Origin of the sequence: Bacillus sp. FJAT-45350 (assembly GCF_002335805.1) — a bacterium.
In the GTDB taxonomy this organism is placed as follows: domain Bacteria; phylum Bacillota; class Bacilli; order Bacillales; family NISU01; genus FJAT-45350.
Genome location: NZ_NISU01000001.1, coordinates 2,384,669 through 2,400,572, shown reverse-complemented (window position 1 = coordinate 2,400,572; position 15,904 = coordinate 2,384,669). Strand labels below are relative to the sequence as shown.

Genomic DNA, 15,904 nt, shown 5'->3' with positions numbered 1-15,904 from the left:
TCTGATGCTCCAAATGTTGAGTATCGGAATGCTTTTCATTATGGGAGTTTATTATCTTGTGGTTTACAGTTTTCAAAGAAAAAATTTATCGATGCTTTTCTTTGGACTATTTTGTTTAGCGATGACTGTACGTACATTATTAGTAGGCGATATATTGCTCTTAACGTTATACAATGAGCTTGATTGGACTGTCCTAAAGAAATTAGAATATTTATCTGAAAATGTGAGTTACATAGCATTTGTATTATTTCTAAGATATTTATTCCCATATGAAATTAATAAGGCTTTTGTTTTTATTGCTATACTAATAGGAACTGTTTTTAGCTTGATTGTATTAGTGACTTCTATAGGGACGTTTACTTCTTTAATGCCGTTGATGATGGTTGTTATAGGCTTATCGGGGATATATCTTTTATATGTATATTTAACTGCAGCTATAAAGAAGCGAGAAGGGGCACTAATTGGATTTATTTTTGCTATAATCTGTTTTATGACAATTATGAATGATTATCTTCATCATAATGAAATTATTCAGACAATGGACTTACTACCTTATGGTTTCAGCTTATTTTTATTAGCACAGATTATTATTATATCGATGAATTATTCACACCTTTTTAAAAAGGTTGATAGTCTGACATATGAAGTGTATGAATTGAATCAATCGTTAGAGAATAAATTAGCTGAAGATGGATAAGGTAACATTTGATAAGGAGATAATTGGGGTATGTGAATTAATTGATACAGTTGAAAAGCATCTAGTGTACGAAAGTAAAATAAAAGCTTTTACCACGAGTAAACCCATAGACAGTAACCATTCTGATCTTGCTATTATTATTGATGTTACTCAAACGCTACGAGTATTTAAAAAGCTGATAAAGAATGTAATTGAGGATTTAAGGAAAGACTCTACTCCACTAGGTTTGAGCTGTGAACAGAAAGAATCACAAATCATTTTTAAAATTACGCTTCCGAGTAGCCTAATTACAGATGACGAAATTGAATTTATATTTGAAAAGCTTTATCAAGCACGTAAAGTAAATTCATCGAATACAGGGTTAGGACTTACATTAGCAAAGGAAATTATTGAGAAGCAAGGTGGGGAAATTTGGGTTGAGAAAGACAAAGCAGCGATTTATTTTGTTTGCATTTCTTTTCCTACAGTATAGTTAGAACAAAGACCCTTGGTAAAGTAACATATCAAGGGTCTTCTTTTAATTTAATTGTTTTTTATCTAACTTTCTAAAGTAATCGATTAATTGATTTCGGTTTTTAACTCCGAGTTTTGTATAAAGTACTGTTAAATAATTTTTTACTGTTCCTTCGCTAATAAATAACCGTTTTGCTACTTCTCGATTATTAAGTTTTTCTAATACTAATTCGACAATTTCTCTTTCTTTCTTACTTAACTGGATATTATCTTGCTCTAAATAGTCAAAAATTTTGTTTAGTTTCATAGAAAGAGAGGCATGGTCATAGAGTTTGTGGAGACGGTTTGATAATTTAGCAGCTACTTCTTCTGGCATAATAAATTGTCCTTTAGCTGCTTCTCTTATTGTTTTAATAAGCTTATCGTTATTAATATTTTTTAAAATATAACCATTTGCCTTATAGGCTAAACCTTCATAAATGTATTCGTCTTCATTAAAAGTAGTAAGAATTAATACAACGATATTAGGGAATTTTTCTTTAATAAGTTTTGTGCATGTAATCCCATCCATTATCGGCAATCGAATATCCATTAGCACAATGTCAGGTTGTTCATTACTGATTTTTTTTATGGCCTCTTCTCCATTTTCAGCCTTACCAATAACTTTCATATCGTCTTCGTTATTTAGCATTACTTCTAGACTGTAGCGCATCAAAAAATCATCTTCCACAATAAATACTTTATACATCTAAGTAATTCCCCACTTTCAGAAGTTTGCTACTACTTTAAGTATAATGGATATTTCGAAAAATAATCCATATATTTTTGTAAGTATTAAATATCTACTGTTTGAAAAAGGGATGATTAATGATGGAGGATCTGAAAGGATATATTTTACAAAGAACCTTAAAAAACTTTACTTTTATTATCGGTTGTTAACGGAAAGTAGTTCTTATCCTAGTGAAATTGATTTTGATTTTGTCCTTTAAGATAGAGGGATAAATTAATTTAATGAAAAACAGTTACTTTTTAGTGTTGACATGTTTACTTTGCTAATTATATAATTATCCTTAATTCGAGATAAATAAGGGTTGATATTATGAATAATAATGTTGATGAGAAAGACTTAGCATTGAAGTTATTTATAGTGTTGTCGAGGTCAACAAGAACGGTAATGGACTGTGTTGAGGATGACATTAGAAGTTACGGTCTAAACCCAACTGAATTTGCTGTTCTAGAACTTCTTTACCATAAAGGAGATCAGCCTATTCAACAAATTGGGAAAAGAGTTTTGTTAGCAAGTGGAAGTATAACATATGTTGTTGATAAATTAGAAAAAAAACAACTATTAGAAAGAAAGTCATGTCCAAAAGATAGAAGAGTAACGTATGCAGCAATTACTGAAGCTGGTAAGAAGTTTATGAGTGAAATCTTCCCTGACCATGAGGAAGCAATAAATAATATATTTGGAAGTTTAGATCAAGATGAAAAGAATACGATGATTACTTTATTAAAAAAGTTAGGGCTCAATGCAAAAGAGCTTTAATTTTTTTTTTGGTTTACAATCATAATCATTAACTTAAGTTACTTTAGTTATGTGTTAAAGGTAATGCAGTAATGTTGATTGAATTCAATGAATTGAGGGTATAGTAGACATGTATTCATGAAACTTTTATAGAAGGGAAAGTGAGTAAATAGCATGTCAAAAATTAATTTAGCAATAATCTATTACAGTTCAACAGGAACGAATTATCAGCTTGCAAAGTGGGCAGAGGATGGTGGTACAGAGGCTGGTGCTGAAGTAAAAGTGTTAAAGGTGCCAGAGCTTGCTCCTGCTGCTGCTATAGAATCAAATCCAGCCTGGAAAGCTCATTTAGATGCAACTAAGGATGTTCCTGAAGTAACATTAGATGACCTAGAATGGGCTGATGCTATTATCTTCAGTGTACCAACGAGATTTGGTAACATACCTGCACAATTGAAACAATTCTTAGATACGACCGGTGGTTTGTGGTTCAATGGGAAACTTGCGAATAAGGTAGTTAGTGGGATGACATCAGCCAGTAACCTACATGGTGGACACGAGCAAACAATACTTCAACTTTACACAACAATGTATCACTGGGGTGCTATAGTAGTAGCTCCAGGCTATACAGACCAGTCTGCTTTCACTTCTGGTGGAAACCCGTATGGCAATAGTGTTACTGTTGACCAAGAAGGAAACATGAAAGAAGATGTAACAGATGCAGTGAAGCATCAAGCAAGGCGTACAGTACAAATTGCTGAAAAGTTAAAATAATATAATTAACAGCGTAGGGTACTGCTCCTTTTATAAAATCCAACATTTTCTAGGTGCAAAAAAGGTCTAAATGTGGAACAATGATAGTAACATCCCAATTTTACCTGCGATTGGCCGTTCAACTGGGATGTGAACTTTTGTTGGGCGGTCTAAACAAAGTACATAATAATAAAAAGCAAAGGACAAGTGCCTTTGCTTTTTGGGGTTTTGGTTTATTATATTGATATATAAATATTCAACGATAATGGCAAAAGCTTATGTAACCAAGAACCTACACTGTCTTTAGTTTACAGCGTCTTTTAACTGTTTACCTGGCTTAAATGCAGGATTTTTCGTAGCTGCAATTTCAATTTCTTCACCAGTTTGCGGATTACGACCTTTACGAGCTGAACGCTCACGTACTTCAAAGCTACCGAAACCAACTAATTGAACTTTATTGCCTTCTTTTAATGTGTTTGTAATACTTTCAAATACTGCATCAACAGCTTTTGAAGCATCTTTCTTTGAAAGATCAGCTTGTTCAGCTACTGTATTAATAAGATCTGTTTTGTTCATGAAAAAACTCCCTTTCATACCTATAAATATAACCTGCATTTAAAATTTACTCATTAAACCTTAAAGTGTCAAGCATTCCATAAAAAATACATAAAAAAATCCAGATTTCACTCAGGATTTGTCGAAACACTTACATAAAATGCAAATTTTTTAAAAAACCTACTCTGTGTTTGTACAAAGTAGGTAATACAATTGATTTTATTTTATACTTTTTTAACTTTAAATGTGCTTATCATTAGTAAAGCCAAAATGACAGTTATAAACATAAAAACAGCGTCAGGGATGAACCCTACTAATAAATAGCAAAGTGTTAAAAGACACCCAGCGGCTGTAATTGGTAGTCCAACAAAATAACCATGCATTTCAGAGACATTAAAGCGAGCAAGACGAATTGCACCGCAAACGATGAATATAATTGCAAAAGTTGACCCTGCAATTCCGAATTCATATAGTATCGCTTGATGTAATAAAATAGCAGGAGCAACACCGAAGGAAATAATGTCACTAAGTGAGTCAAGTTGCTTCCCAAGTTCAGATGTAATCTTTAATTTTCTTGCAACCATTCCGTCTAATCGATCGAATACTGCGGCTAGAGTAATTAATAATAGGGCAGCGCGAAGATCATTTTGAAGAACAAAAATAATGGCAAATGCACCAAAGCTTAAATTTATGATTGTCAGCAAATTTGCTGATTGGCTTTTCATCTTTTTTACTGTATGATCCAAATGTTGTAGTAAAAACATGAGATTCACTCATCCCTTCTATACGATAAAAAATAAAATAAAAAAAATAAAGATCTTCTTAACTTAAAATAATAACATAATTTTGGCAAGAGAACTATAGAAACATTTAGATAATTTTACAATCTTATGCCAGTGGAGGTTAACGGTGAAAAAAGCTTTATATCGTTCTTTTATGGAATTAACAAGTAATCAATTAAATTCATATTTACTTCGGAAGTTTACAACATCAAGTGCAAGTAGATACCTCGTTAAATCCTTTGCAAAAACTTATAAAATAAACCAAGAGGAAATGGAAAAACCACTTTCCGATTATCGTAGTTTACATTCATTTTTTGTTAGAAGGTTGAAACAAGGTGTTCGTATCATTGATGAACGAAAGGACCAAGTAGTAAGTCCAGTCGACGGGATTTTAGCTGATTTAGGAGAGATAACAGACACCTGTACCTTCTTTGTAAAAGGACAAACATATAGCATAGAAGAAATGCTTGGAAACCATAATCATATTGATAAATATCGCGGTGGTGCTTATGTTATATTCTATTTAAGTCCATCCCATTATCACAGAATCCATAGTCCAATATCTGGCCAAGTTATCAGGCAGTGGACATTAGGTAAAAAGTCATATCCAGTCAATGAACATGGACTTATTTATGGAAAAAGACCACTTTCCAGGAATTACCGTTTAATTACTGAAGTGCAAACTGAAGGTAAGCATATGGCGATTGTGAAAGTTGGTGCATTAAATGTCAACAGTATCCACACAACTCATCCATCGAGTGAAATAAAAAAAGGGGAAGAAGTCGGGTACTTTTCCTTCGGCTCTACAGTCGTATTGTTATTTGAGAAGGGGATTTTTCATAGTGATGAAAAGAACCTTCCAAAAGAGGTACAAGTAGGTCAAAGTATTGGAAGAATAGAATTTTCTAATTAATGAAGTGTATGACCAATTTACAAAAATTATGTAATTTTTTTATAGATTAAGGGTGTATATTCATGAGAATCTTACTAGTTTTGGCGCAACGAATTGTGAGTGAAGTAACTCAAGTTATTAATGAAGAGGTCATAGTTGTTGGGCCAGATGGTTTTATTGTTGCAGGAAGCGATAATAAACGGGTTGGTACTTTTCATGAAGGAGCATTGCGAGTTGTAAAATCAAAGAAGAAAATGCCGATTACTGAGGAAGACGTAGAACGTCTCCAAGGCGTAAAATCGGGTTTGAATTTACCGATTACTTTCCAAAAAGAAGTCATTGGTGTCATTGGAATTACCGGTTCTCTCGAAAAAGTGTCTTCGTATGGTGAATTAATTCAACGTATGACAGAGTTAATTATACAAGAAGCGCATTATTCAGAACGCTTAGAATCAAAAATGAGGGGGCTTGAATCCTTTGTTTACGAATGGGTACATTCTACGGAACAAGATGATGACTTCAGGGAAAGAGGAGAAATCCTTGGAATCCGAATGGATGTCCCTAGAAAATGTGCTTTAATACAGTTAGATATCGCAAACGAACCAATAGATGAACTATTAATTGAAAGAGAAGTTCTAGAAAGGTACGGACCTACTATTGTAAATTCAGAGGATTTGCTAGTACGATGGGGTAATGGTCGATTTGTTCTCTTAAAAGTAGCTACAACACAGCAGAAAGAATCTCTATTCCGAGAAAAGCTTGAGAAGTTTAGAGAAATGATAAGGAACAACTACGGAATTTCTTCGACTATTGGTGTCGGTTCACTACAAAAGGGAATTGAGTATCTGTCGAAGTCTTATCAGGAAGCGAAGAGAGCGTTACGGACATCGAGAAAAGGGAGTGGAATAACCTTTTATGATGAATTGACGTTAGATATAGCTCTTGCTGAAATAAGTGATGAAACAAGAGAGGAAGTTGTCAAAAAGGTATTAGGACCAATTCTTTATGAACAGGAACTAATGGAAACGCTTGAACAATACTTCATTCATCATACCTCGCTTAAGCATACAGCTAGTGCCTTACATATCCATATAAATACACTCCACTATCGGTTGAAAAGAATTGGAGAATTAACTGGAGAATCCTTAAAGGACACTCGTATTTTAGTAACATGTTACATTGCATTAAATTTTTGGAATGAAATTAGATGAACATATAAAAATAAACAGAAAAACCGCTTATTCTTTGTAGACTTATACATAGAGTTAAGCGGTTTGTTTTTTTACAATAGAACTATAATAACCGATTCGTTCAGACGATTAAGGGAGGCAACAAATATGTTAACTAGTGAAGTAAAGCAGAAGTTAGTGAAAATAGTTGGAGAAGAAAATGTTCTTGATTCAAATGAAAGTCTTCTCGTTTATTCATATGATGCTACACCAAATTATCAAGCAATGCCTGATGGAGTTGTAAAGCCTAGAAATACCAAGGAAGTACAGGGGATTGTCAAAGTTTGTAATGAATATAAAGTGCCGATTGTTCCTCGTGGTTCAGGAACGAATTTATGTGCTGGAACATGTCCCTTAGAGGGAGGAATTGTCCTCTTATTTACACATATGAACGAGATTTTAGAAATTGACGAAGAGAATCTTACCGTTACGGTTCAGCCGGGGGTCATCACGTTAGATATGATTCAAGCTGTAGAAGAAAAAGGTTTGTTTTATCCACCAGACCCAAGCTCAATGAAAATCTCTACTATCGGTGGCAACATTAATGAAAACTCAGGTGGTTTACGTGGCTTAAAGTATGGAGTTACTCGTGATTATGTTATCGCATTAGAGGTTGTTTTACCAAACGGGGAAGTAATTCGTACGGGTGGAAAGTTAGCAAAGGATGTAGCAGGTTATGATTTTACTAGATTAATGGTTGGCTCTGAGGGGACTCTAGGGGTTATTACAGAGGCAACTCTGAAGCTTATCCCAACGCCTGAGACAAAGAAAACGATGCTCGCGTTATTTGACACGCTTGAAGCTTCAGGTGCGACAGTATCAAAAATTATCTCAAATAAAATCATCCCAGCTACTCTGGAGTTTCTTGATCGTGCCACATTAGAGGTAGTAGAAGATTTTGCCAAGATTGGCTTACCAACTGATGTAGGTGCAGTATTATTAATTGAGCAAGATGGTGCCAAAGAAGTAGTAGATAGAGACATTGAGAGAATTGCAGAAATATGTAAAGAGGAAAAAGCAATTTCTGTTCAAATTGCCAAAACAGCAGAAGAAGGTCTTGCATTAACGACAGCACGACGTTCAGCATTATCGGCATTAGCTAGAAAGAAACCAACAACGATTTTAGAGGACGCAACAGTCCCACGTTCTAAGGTTGCTGAAATGGTCAAGGCGATCAATGAAATTGCTGTAAAGTATAATGTTGAAATTTGTACATTTGGTCATGCAGGTGATGGAAACTTACACCCAACATGTATGACGGATGCTAGAAATGAAGAGGAAATAGAACGTGTAGAAGAGGCTTTTGCAGAGATTTTCGCTAAGGCAATAGATTTAGGTGGGACGATTACAGGAGAGCATGGTGTAGGGGTTATGAAATCACCTTATTTAGCTTGGAAGTTAGGTGAAGAAGGTGTAGCTGCGATGAAGACATTAAAATTTGCTTTCGACCCTAATAACATAATGAACCCTGGAAAGATGTTTGCGAAAGAAACTAAAAAACGGGTGGTTGTTCAACGATGAGTAACATAACAGATAAAACAAAAGAACAGACAATCGCTGAATTTCAAAAACGAATGGATTATGATGAATTAATGAACTGTATGAGATGTGGTTTTTGTTTACCAAGTTGTCCGACTTATGGAGAAACAGTACAAAATGAAGCCGCATCACCTCGTGGTCGGATAGCGTTAATGAAGGCAGTTGTCGACGGGAAAATGGAGCCTGATGAAGATTTTGAAAGGCAGTTAAGCCTATGTCTCGGTTGTCGTGCATGTGAAACAGCCTGCCCTTCAGGTGTGAAATATGGTCATTTACTAGAGGAAGCTAGAGATATCCTAAATACAACAAAAAAATATAGTGTTCCTGTCCGTGTCTTGCGCAAAACAGTATTTAATCAGCTTTTCCCTCATCAAAATAGAATGCGTTCGTTAAATAGTTTATTATGGTTCTATCAAAAGTCTGGTGTACAAAAGGTTGTCCAAAAGTCGAAAGTGCTACATGTTATGCCTGGTAATATGGCAACAATGGAAAAAATCCTTCCATCCGTACCATCACCTAAACGAATGAAAAATCGTCCCTCTCATGTTCAGGCAGAAGGGATAGTAAAGAAAAAAGTTGCATTCTTTTCAGGATGTTTAATGGATACAATGTTTATGGAAACAAATGATTCTACATTGTACCTATTAAAGAAGTCAGGTTGTGAAGTCGTAATTCCTCAAACTCAAAGCTGTTGTGGTGCTCTTCATGCTCACAGTGGTGAGAAAGATAAAGCGAAGGAAATGGCTAAGAAAAACATTATTGCCTTTGAGGAAGACCATATTGATTATATTATCTCTAATGCAGGCGGTTGTGGGGCACTATTAGTTGAGTATGACCATTTATTAAAAGACGATCCTGAATGGGTAGAGAGAGCAAAGGCCTTTTCCTCAAGAGTGATGGATATTTCAGAGATACTAGTTGAAGTGGGTCCTCCCAAAATGAAACTAACAGAGCAAACAATAACTTTCCAAGATTCATGTCATTTACGAAATGTCATGAAAACAGCCAGTGCACCAAGAAAATTACTTCAGTCAATTGAAGGCGTGACGTACAAAGAAATGAAAGATGCAGATACTTGTTGTGGCTCAGCGGGGATATATAATATAGTCCAACCAGATATGTCTAATGATATTTTAGACCACAAAATGGTCAATGCAAAAGCAACTAGTGCATCTTCAATAGTGACGGCAAATCCAGGCTGTTTACTTCAAATGAAGCTAGGGATTGAAAGGGAGGGCTTATCTGAGAGTGTTAGAGGGGTCCATATCGTTGATTTACTAGCTGAGGCTGTGAAATATGCAGAATCAACTTAATGACAAAAATACGGCTATAGAAGTTACTAAAGCTGTTACTATCAAGATATAAAAGGAGACTCAAGATACAATCTTGAGTCTCCTTTACATTTAAGCTTCATTATTTTGATTCTTTTTAGCTTTGTTCATTTTATGCTTTAAATCGTCTTGCGTACTACCTTCCCATAATGGTACGCCAATTCGGTAAGCAGAGCGGGAAATCATTAGCCCCGCTAATGGTGCTGTTAGAAAAACAAAGACGATGGTTAAAAGTATTTTTCCAACAAATAAGTGCTCTACTATTAGAAAAAATAGAAAGGTTGCTGTCATAATAAAGATAACACCTAATGTTGCACTTTTCGTTGCAGCATGTAATCTACCATAAACATCTGGGAAGCGCATAATTCCGATTGAGCCTAGGATACTAAGAAAGCCTCCAAGAAGAATTAAAATACTAAGAATTATCTCTATCAAAAACAGCACCCCTTTCTAAAAACTTAGCTAATGCGATTGAACCTATAAAAGCAAGAATCCCAAGAACTAAAATAATTTCAGAATAAGCAGTAGTTTCTTGGATTATCATTAAGATTCCAATAAATCCTATTAAGTTTATTCCGAATGTATCTAATGCTACAACACGGTCAGACATTGTAGGACCAATGATTACTCGTATAAAACAAACGAGTAATGAGATGGACATGACTATTAATACGACTTGTGATACTGTGTGCAGCATTAATGAGTCACCTCCATAATCGCTTTCTCAAACGTGTTATGAATCTGTCTAATCATAGCCTCTTTATCTGGTACATGAATTGAGTGAATATAAATGAACTTGTTGTCATCTGAAAAATCCATTGATAATGTACCAGGTGTCAGTGAAATAAGAGCAGCTAGTAGAGTTAATTCCCAGTCAGTTTTTAACTTTGTAGGAACAGCAACAATACCAGGCTGAATATTTAATTTAGGACTTAGTACAATCTTAATTACGTCCCAGTTTGCTAATATTAACTCTTTACTAAACAAGAGAATTAACCTAATTAGAGCGAAAACACGGCGCATATAAAAGTCAAATTTAAGAAAACGACGTAATCCATAGAGAATGAATATCCCAATCACGTATCCAATTAGTAAGTCTACACCAGTGTAACTGTTTTGCAAGAAGGCCCAAATGAGAGCGATCACGACATTTAGTAATATTTGAAAATGCATAGCAACTACTCCTTCAATACAGAATTAATATAAATGGACGGATCAAGGATTTCTTCTGCAATTCCAAGAGAGTATTGGAATATTGGTTCTGCAAAGAAACCAAGTACGATTGTTAAGAATACTAAAGGCACAATCGGAAGAAGGAGTGGCCCTACTTTTTGCTTTGCTTGTTGTTCGGTATGTTTTTGCTCTCCCCAGAATGCATAGATAAAGATTTTCATCATAGAGAAGAGAGTTAATAGACCAACGACTAATGCTACTGTAACAATGATGTATCGTTCCTCTTGGAAACCTGATAACATCAGAGCAAATTTACTGAAGAAACCACTAAGTGGTGGAATACCAGCTAACGAAATAGCGGAAATAAAGAATAACCAAGCAAGCAATGGATGTGTCTTTAATAATCCTCCCATTTTCTTTAAATCTGTCGTTCCGGTAATTTTTTGTGTTGCCCCTGCAAATAAGAATAGAGCAGCTTTAACGATAATATGGTGAGCAATATAGTAGATTGCCCCTGCAATAGCAAGCGGTGTAAAGATACCAAGTCCCATGACCATATATCCTACCTGACTTATAATGTGATAAGAAAGAATTCGTTTAAAGTCAAACTGTGATACCGCTCCTAGAACACCAAAGAACATTGTAAGTCCTGCTAATGCAAGAATAATGTTATGAGTGAATCCCGGGTCGTGGACAAATACTAACGTAAACATTCTGAATATCGCATAAATACCAACCTTCGTAAGTAGTCCACCGAAAAGTGCAGCAATCGCTGCTGGAGGACCATAGTATGAGCGTGGTAACCAGAAATAGAGCGGAAATAATGCCCCTTTCATAGCAAATACAATTAAGAATAATATAGCTACGACATTAAGTACACCTTGTTGTTCTAGTTCTCCAACTTTTACAGCTAAATCTGCAAAGTTTAAAGTACCAGTAGCAGCATAAATGTAAGCTACACCAACAATGAATAGGATAGAAGCAAACACGTTAATCATAACGTACTTCAATGATTCTCGAAGCTGATACTTTGTCCCGCCAATTACGATGAGAATATATGAAGCAATTAACATTACTTCGAAAAATACGAATAGGTTAAATAAGTCTCCAGTTAAGAAGGCCCCGTTTACCCCAGTTAATAAGAAAAAGTAAAAGGGATAAAAATAATACTTTTCCCGCTCATTAGATATTGTTTGAAAGGCAAAGAACAAACACACAAGACCAACAATACTTGATAGAACCACCATCATAGTTGCAAACATATCAGCAACTAAAATGATTCCAAATGGTGCTCGCCAGTTTCCAAGCTCTAAAGTTTGAATCCCATTTTGATAAACAAAAATAGCTAAGTAGGCAGCAATTCCTAAAAGGAAGAATACAGTAAAGCCACTAATGATACGTTGTATCGAATGCTGTTTGGCAAAGAATATGAGTATAACCCCGATGATAAATGGGAGTAGAATAGGTAATAAAATAAAATTATTCATCAGCAGAACCCCTTAATTTATCTAAATCATCTGTTTTGTGCTCTTTGTATGTGCGGTAAGCTAAGACAAGCATAAAGGCAGTTACCCCGAAGCTAATAACAATCGCAGTAAGAATTAATGCCTGCGGTAAAGGATCAGCGTAGGCTGCTGCTTCTTCTCCTAATAATGGAGGAGCCCCTTGCTTTAAACCAGCCATTGTCAGCAACAATAGATGTGCTCCATGGGAAAGGAGCATAAGACCTAAAATGACACGTAATAAGCTTTTTGTAAGAATCAAGTAGGTTCCAACCATAAAGAGGACACCAACAACGATGGACATTAATATTTCCATTATGCATCATCCTCCGCAATCGTAAGTATGATTAGTAACGCAATTCCAACTACTACAAGATAGATACCTAAATCAAAAGGTAGGGCAGTAGTTAAGTGGAACTCTCCGAGTAGAGGAACAGTTACATACTGATCGAACTGTGTTAAAAATGGATAGCCAAAAATCATACTAGCTATTCCAGTTGCAAGTGAGATAAGTAACCCAACAGCAATCATGTGTGTAAAATTAAATGGGATTGCTTTTTTTATTGATTTCATATCAAATCCTAAGTACATAAGCAACAAGGCGGAAGCGGTCATCAGACCGCCGATAAAACCTCCACCTGGATTGTTATGACCTGCAAAGAATAGGTAAACAGAGAAGGTTAGGATGATAAAGGTAGCAACCTTTGTAATTGTATGGAGCATTACATTGTTTGTCTTCACACATCTTCCCTCCCAGTCATTCGTAATTTAATAAGTGTAACAACACCTAGTGCTGCAATACCTAGTACAAGCACCTCAAGTAACGTATCAAGTCCACGGAAATCAACTAGGATAACGTTTACCATGTTTTTTCCGGCTGCTAGCTCATATGAGTTTTCTATAAAGTAATGTGATATTGGCTCAAGACCATTTGAGTTACTTAACGCTAATGAGCTAAATGCTGTAGCTGTTACAAAAATTCCGACTGCTATCGAAATAAGTAGATTTACCCCATTAAAACGAGGCGTGAACTTTTCTTTTCGAAGCTCGGGCAAGTGATAGAAAGCAAGTAATAATAAAACAACCATTACAGTTTCTACTAATAATTGAGTTAAAACTAAGTCAGGTGCTCTAAAGATATTAAAGAATAAAGCGAGCAAGAACCCGATAACTCCGACTATGATTACTGCAGTTATTCTATGGTTGATAAATGGTACTGCTAATGTAGCTGCAATAAAGACTAGTGTTACAACCCAAATGTATGGCGAAATTCCAGCAACGTTTACGGTATCAATCGCAAAGACATCATATCGGATAAACGTGTACGCAAACATGAATATCATGAACGTAATCATGTAAGCAAAGTAATCACGTAAAAGACCAGTCATTTGAAGTGATGTTACCTTTTGTGAGCCTTTGATTAATCCAACCAAAGAGCCGTCATAAACACGATTTAATGGGTCGCGTTCTTTTAGATAGATAGAAAGTTGCATCCACTTTTTAGCAGTTAGATAAATAAAAGTACCAACTGCAATAACTCCAATTGTCATAAAGAGCTCAGTGTTAAAGCCATGCCAATGATAAATATTTACATAAAACTGCTGACCTTCTGGTAATATTCCAGGAAGGATAGCTGCCATAGCTGGCTCAATTAACGAGTATGCAAGAAGGTTCGGGAAGAATCCGAATACAACCACTAACGATCCAAGGATGATTGGACTAATTAACATTCCAATTGGAGCTTCGTGTACATGAACATCATAATTTTCAGGCTTGAATTGACCTGTAAATGTTTTAAAGAACATAATTGCACAGTAGACAAATGTAAATACACTAGCAATCCAAGCAAGTACAGGGAAAATCATACCCCATGTTTGCATATTGAAAATGTCTAGCTGACTAGCATTAAGCACACCTGTAAAGAACATTTCTTTACTTAAGAAGCCATTAAACGGCGGCAAACCAGCCATAGATGCTAACCCTATTAATGATATCGTAAACGTAATTGGCATAATCGACATTAAACCGCCAAGTTTACGAATGTCACGGGTACCTGTTTCGTGGTCAATAATCCCGACGGTCATAAACAGACTACCTTTAAAGGTTGCATGGTTTATTAAATGGAATACAGCAGCAAGAGTGGCCGTTGTATATAATGTAGTATCTGTTCCGTATCCATAATAAAGTGATGCTGAACCTAACCCTAGAAGTGACATTATTAATCCAAGCTGACTGATTGTTGAATAGGCAAGGATTGATTTTAAATCTTTTTGTCGGACAGCTGATATAGAGCCCCAACATAATGTAACAATACCGAATGCAGAAATAATCCAGAACCATTCGGCTACTCCGCCGAATACAGGTGTTAAACGAGCAACTAGATAAATTCCTGCTTTAACCATTGTTGCAGAGTGTAAGTATGCACTAACAGGTGTTGGTGCTTCCATTGCATCTGGTAACCAGATATGGAATGGGAATTGAGCTGATTTTGTAAAAGCACCGAGTAGTACAAGGATCATTGCTGGAATAAATAGTGGATTTCCAACTATGACATCCGCTTGTTCAATAATGGCTCTTATACTGAAGGTGTTTGTCATTACATAAAGTAAACAGAACCCCCCAAGCATAGCAAACCCACCAAAAACAGTGATGAGCATTGATTTCTGAGCACCATAAATTGATTTTTCTCGATGAAACCAATAACTAATTAATAGCGATGAAGCTAAACTTGTTAATTCCCAGAAAACATAAAGAACTATTAGGTTATCAGAAATAACAACCCCTAACATCGCCCCCATGAACATCAACAAGTACACATAAAAATTATGTATCGCTTCTGTCTTCTTAGATAAATAGTAGATTGAATAAAGCACTACTAATGCACCAATTCCAGTGATTAAGAGGGCAAATAGCAAACTTAATCCATCAAGATAGACAGTAAAGTTAATTCCTAATGAAGGAACCCATGGTACTGTATAAAGGATATTACCCCCATTTGAAATTACCGGTAATTGCTGTAAGAAATAAATAAAAAGTACAACGGGGAGTACAAAAACAAACCATCCTGTATGTATAGGTCTTGCAAATTTATAGAAGAATGGAACCAAGATGGCTAATAAAAATGGTGCAATTGTAACCCAATGTAATACTGTCAATGCTTATTACCTCCTTTTTATAAATCATTTATGCATAGAGCATCCATCTGAAGCTATCCTCGAATTCTTTACAGTAGGTTGTTCAAAAAGACCGGGTTTTATCTTTTTGAACAACCTTTTTTTAGACTGAGGATTAATCTATCAAGGATGGCCTAAGTGGCTCTTGCATAGAGTTTACCTTTGACAAACTCTTATATTCAAAACTACCCCAAATTATATACTAATTTTAAAACCCTTGCATCCATTGTACATATCAATAACCGTGGAATATTAAGTGTTTATTAAATATGAATAAATACGTTTAGAAAGCATAAAAAA

General features: G+C 35.3%; 18 protein-coding genes. 8 read left to right on the top strand and 10 right to left on the bottom strand.

Annotated features, from left to right (window positions below; translation table 11 throughout):
* Positions 1-4 precede the first annotated feature (4 nt).
* Both CD003_RS12120 and CD003_RS12115 read left to right on the top strand, forming a co-directional pair.
* Positions 5-697 carry a 7TM diverse intracellular signaling domain-containing protein gene (locus CD003_RS12120; RefSeq protein ID WP_096201360.1) on the top strand — a complete coding sequence of 231 codons (693 nt, stop codon included), beginning with the start codon at positions 5-7 and terminating at the stop codon, positions 695-697.
* Positions 690-1,169, top strand: a complete 480-nt coding sequence (locus tag CD003_RS12115; protein WP_096201359.1) for a sensor histidine kinase — start codon at positions 690-692, stop codon at positions 1,167-1,169. The genes CD003_RS12120 and CD003_RS12115 overlap by 8 nt, the downstream gene beginning before the upstream one ends.
* Positions 1,170-1,214: 45 nt before the next feature.
* Here CD003_RS12115 and CD003_RS12110 read toward each other — a convergent pair whose 3' ends face one another.
* On the bottom strand, positions 1,215-1,898 hold the full coding sequence (locus CD003_RS12110; protein WP_096201358.1) for a response regulator transcription factor: 684 nt from the start codon (positions 1,896-1,898) through the stop codon (positions 1,215-1,217).
* A 351-nt stretch (positions 1,899-2,249) separates the two neighbouring features.
* On the opposite strand from CD003_RS12110, the gene CD003_RS12105 reads away from it, so the two are divergent.
* Together CD003_RS12105 and wrbA are read left to right on the top strand one after the other, a co-directional pair.
* A complete protein-coding gene (locus CD003_RS12105) occupies positions 2,250-2,696 on the top strand; it encodes a MarR family winged helix-turn-helix transcriptional regulator (protein WP_096201357.1) in 447 nt (148 codons plus the stop codon).
* Positions 2,697-2,849: 153 nt separating this feature from the next.
* Positions 2,850-3,449, top strand: a complete 600-nt coding sequence (wrbA, locus tag CD003_RS12100; RefSeq protein ID WP_096201356.1) for an NAD(P)H:quinone oxidoreductase — start codon at positions 2,850-2,852, stop codon at positions 3,447-3,449.
* Between the two features lie 282 nt (positions 3,450-3,731).
* Here wrbA and CD003_RS12095 read toward each other — a convergent pair whose 3' ends face one another.
* Positions 3,732-4,004 (bottom strand): HU family DNA-binding protein, encoded by a 273-nt coding sequence (locus CD003_RS12095; RefSeq protein WP_096201355.1) that lies wholly within the window; start codon positions 4,002-4,004, stop codon positions 3,732-3,734.
* 203 nt (positions 4,005-4,207) lie between these two features.
* On the bottom strand, positions 4,208-4,747 hold the full coding sequence (gene pssA, locus CD003_RS12090; protein WP_096201354.1) for a CDP-diacylglycerol--serine O-phosphatidyltransferase: 540 nt from the start codon (positions 4,745-4,747) through the stop codon (positions 4,208-4,210).
* Positions 4,748-4,892: 145 nt separating this feature from the next.
* Here pssA and CD003_RS12085 point away from each other — a divergent pair, with 145 nt between their 5' ends.
* The 4 genes from CD003_RS12085 to CD003_RS12070 all read left to right on the top strand — a co-directional run bounded on the left by CD003_RS12085 (position 4,893) and on the right by CD003_RS12070 (position 9,738).
* Positions 4,893-5,678 carry a phosphatidylserine decarboxylase gene (locus tag CD003_RS12085; protein ID WP_096201353.1) on the top strand — a complete coding sequence of 262 codons (786 nt, stop codon included), beginning with the start codon at positions 4,893-4,895 and terminating at the stop codon, positions 5,676-5,678.
* Positions 5,679-5,740: 62 nt separating this feature from the next.
* The gene (locus tag CD003_RS12080) at positions 5,741-6,868 is read left to right on the top strand and encodes a CdaR family transcriptional regulator (RefSeq protein ID WP_096201352.1); all 1,128 of its coding nucleotides are present in this window, start codon (positions 5,741-5,743) and stop codon (positions 6,866-6,868) included.
* Between the two features lie 126 nt (positions 6,869-6,994).
* Entirely contained in the window at positions 6,995-8,407 is a 1,413-nt protein-coding gene (gene glcD, locus CD003_RS12075; RefSeq protein ID WP_096201351.1) for a glycolate oxidase subunit GlcD, read from the top strand.
* The gene (locus CD003_RS12070; protein WP_096201350.1) at positions 8,404-9,738 is read left to right on the top strand and encodes a (Fe-S)-binding protein; all 1,335 of its coding nucleotides are present in this window, start codon (positions 8,404-8,406) and stop codon (positions 9,736-9,738) included. Before glcD ends, CD003_RS12070 begins: the two co-directional genes overlap by 4 nt.
* Before the next feature lie 90 nt (positions 9,739-9,828).
* On the opposite strand, the gene mnhG is transcribed toward CD003_RS12070, so the two are convergent.
* From mnhG to CD003_RS12035, 7 genes are read right to left on the bottom strand one after another with little or no spacing between them, the layout of a single operon-like run.
* Positions 9,829-10,197: a monovalent cation/H(+) antiporter subunit G gene (gene mnhG / locus CD003_RS12065; RefSeq protein WP_096202342.1), complete on the bottom strand. Its 369-nt coding sequence runs from the start codon at positions 10,195-10,197 to the stop codon at positions 9,829-9,831.
* Positions 10,172-10,453 carry a Na(+)/H(+) antiporter subunit F1 gene (locus CD003_RS12060; RefSeq protein WP_096201349.1) on the bottom strand — a complete coding sequence of 94 codons (282 nt, stop codon included), beginning with the start codon at positions 10,451-10,453 and terminating at the stop codon, positions 10,172-10,174. Before CD003_RS12060 ends, mnhG begins: the two co-directional genes overlap by 26 nt.
* On the bottom strand, positions 10,453-10,929 hold the full coding sequence (locus CD003_RS12055; RefSeq protein ID WP_096201348.1) for a Na+/H+ antiporter subunit E: 477 nt from the start codon (positions 10,927-10,929) through the stop codon (positions 10,453-10,455). The genes CD003_RS12060 and CD003_RS12055 overlap by 1 nt, the downstream gene beginning before the upstream one ends.
* A gap of 5 nt (positions 10,930-10,934) precedes the next feature.
* Positions 10,935-12,416 carry a Na+/H+ antiporter subunit D gene (locus CD003_RS12050; RefSeq protein ID WP_096201347.1) on the bottom strand — a complete coding sequence of 494 codons (1,482 nt, stop codon included), beginning with the start codon at positions 12,414-12,416 and terminating at the stop codon, positions 10,935-10,937.
* Positions 12,409-12,747: a Na(+)/H(+) antiporter subunit C gene (locus CD003_RS12045; protein ID WP_096201346.1), complete on the bottom strand. Its 339-nt coding sequence runs from the start codon at positions 12,745-12,747 to the stop codon at positions 12,409-12,411. The genes CD003_RS12050 and CD003_RS12045 overlap by 8 nt, the downstream gene beginning before the upstream one ends.
* Entirely contained in the window at positions 12,747-13,172 is a 426-nt protein-coding gene (locus CD003_RS12040) for a Na(+)/H(+) antiporter subunit B (RefSeq protein ID WP_257008304.1), read from the bottom strand. Before CD003_RS12040 ends, CD003_RS12045 begins: the two co-directional genes overlap by 1 nt.
* On the bottom strand, positions 13,169-15,586 hold the full coding sequence (locus CD003_RS12035; RefSeq protein ID WP_096201345.1) for a Na+/H+ antiporter subunit A: 2,418 nt from the start codon (positions 15,584-15,586) through the stop codon (positions 13,169-13,171). The genes CD003_RS12040 and CD003_RS12035 overlap by 4 nt, the downstream gene beginning before the upstream one ends.
* Between the last annotated feature and the right edge of the window lie 318 nt (positions 15,587-15,904).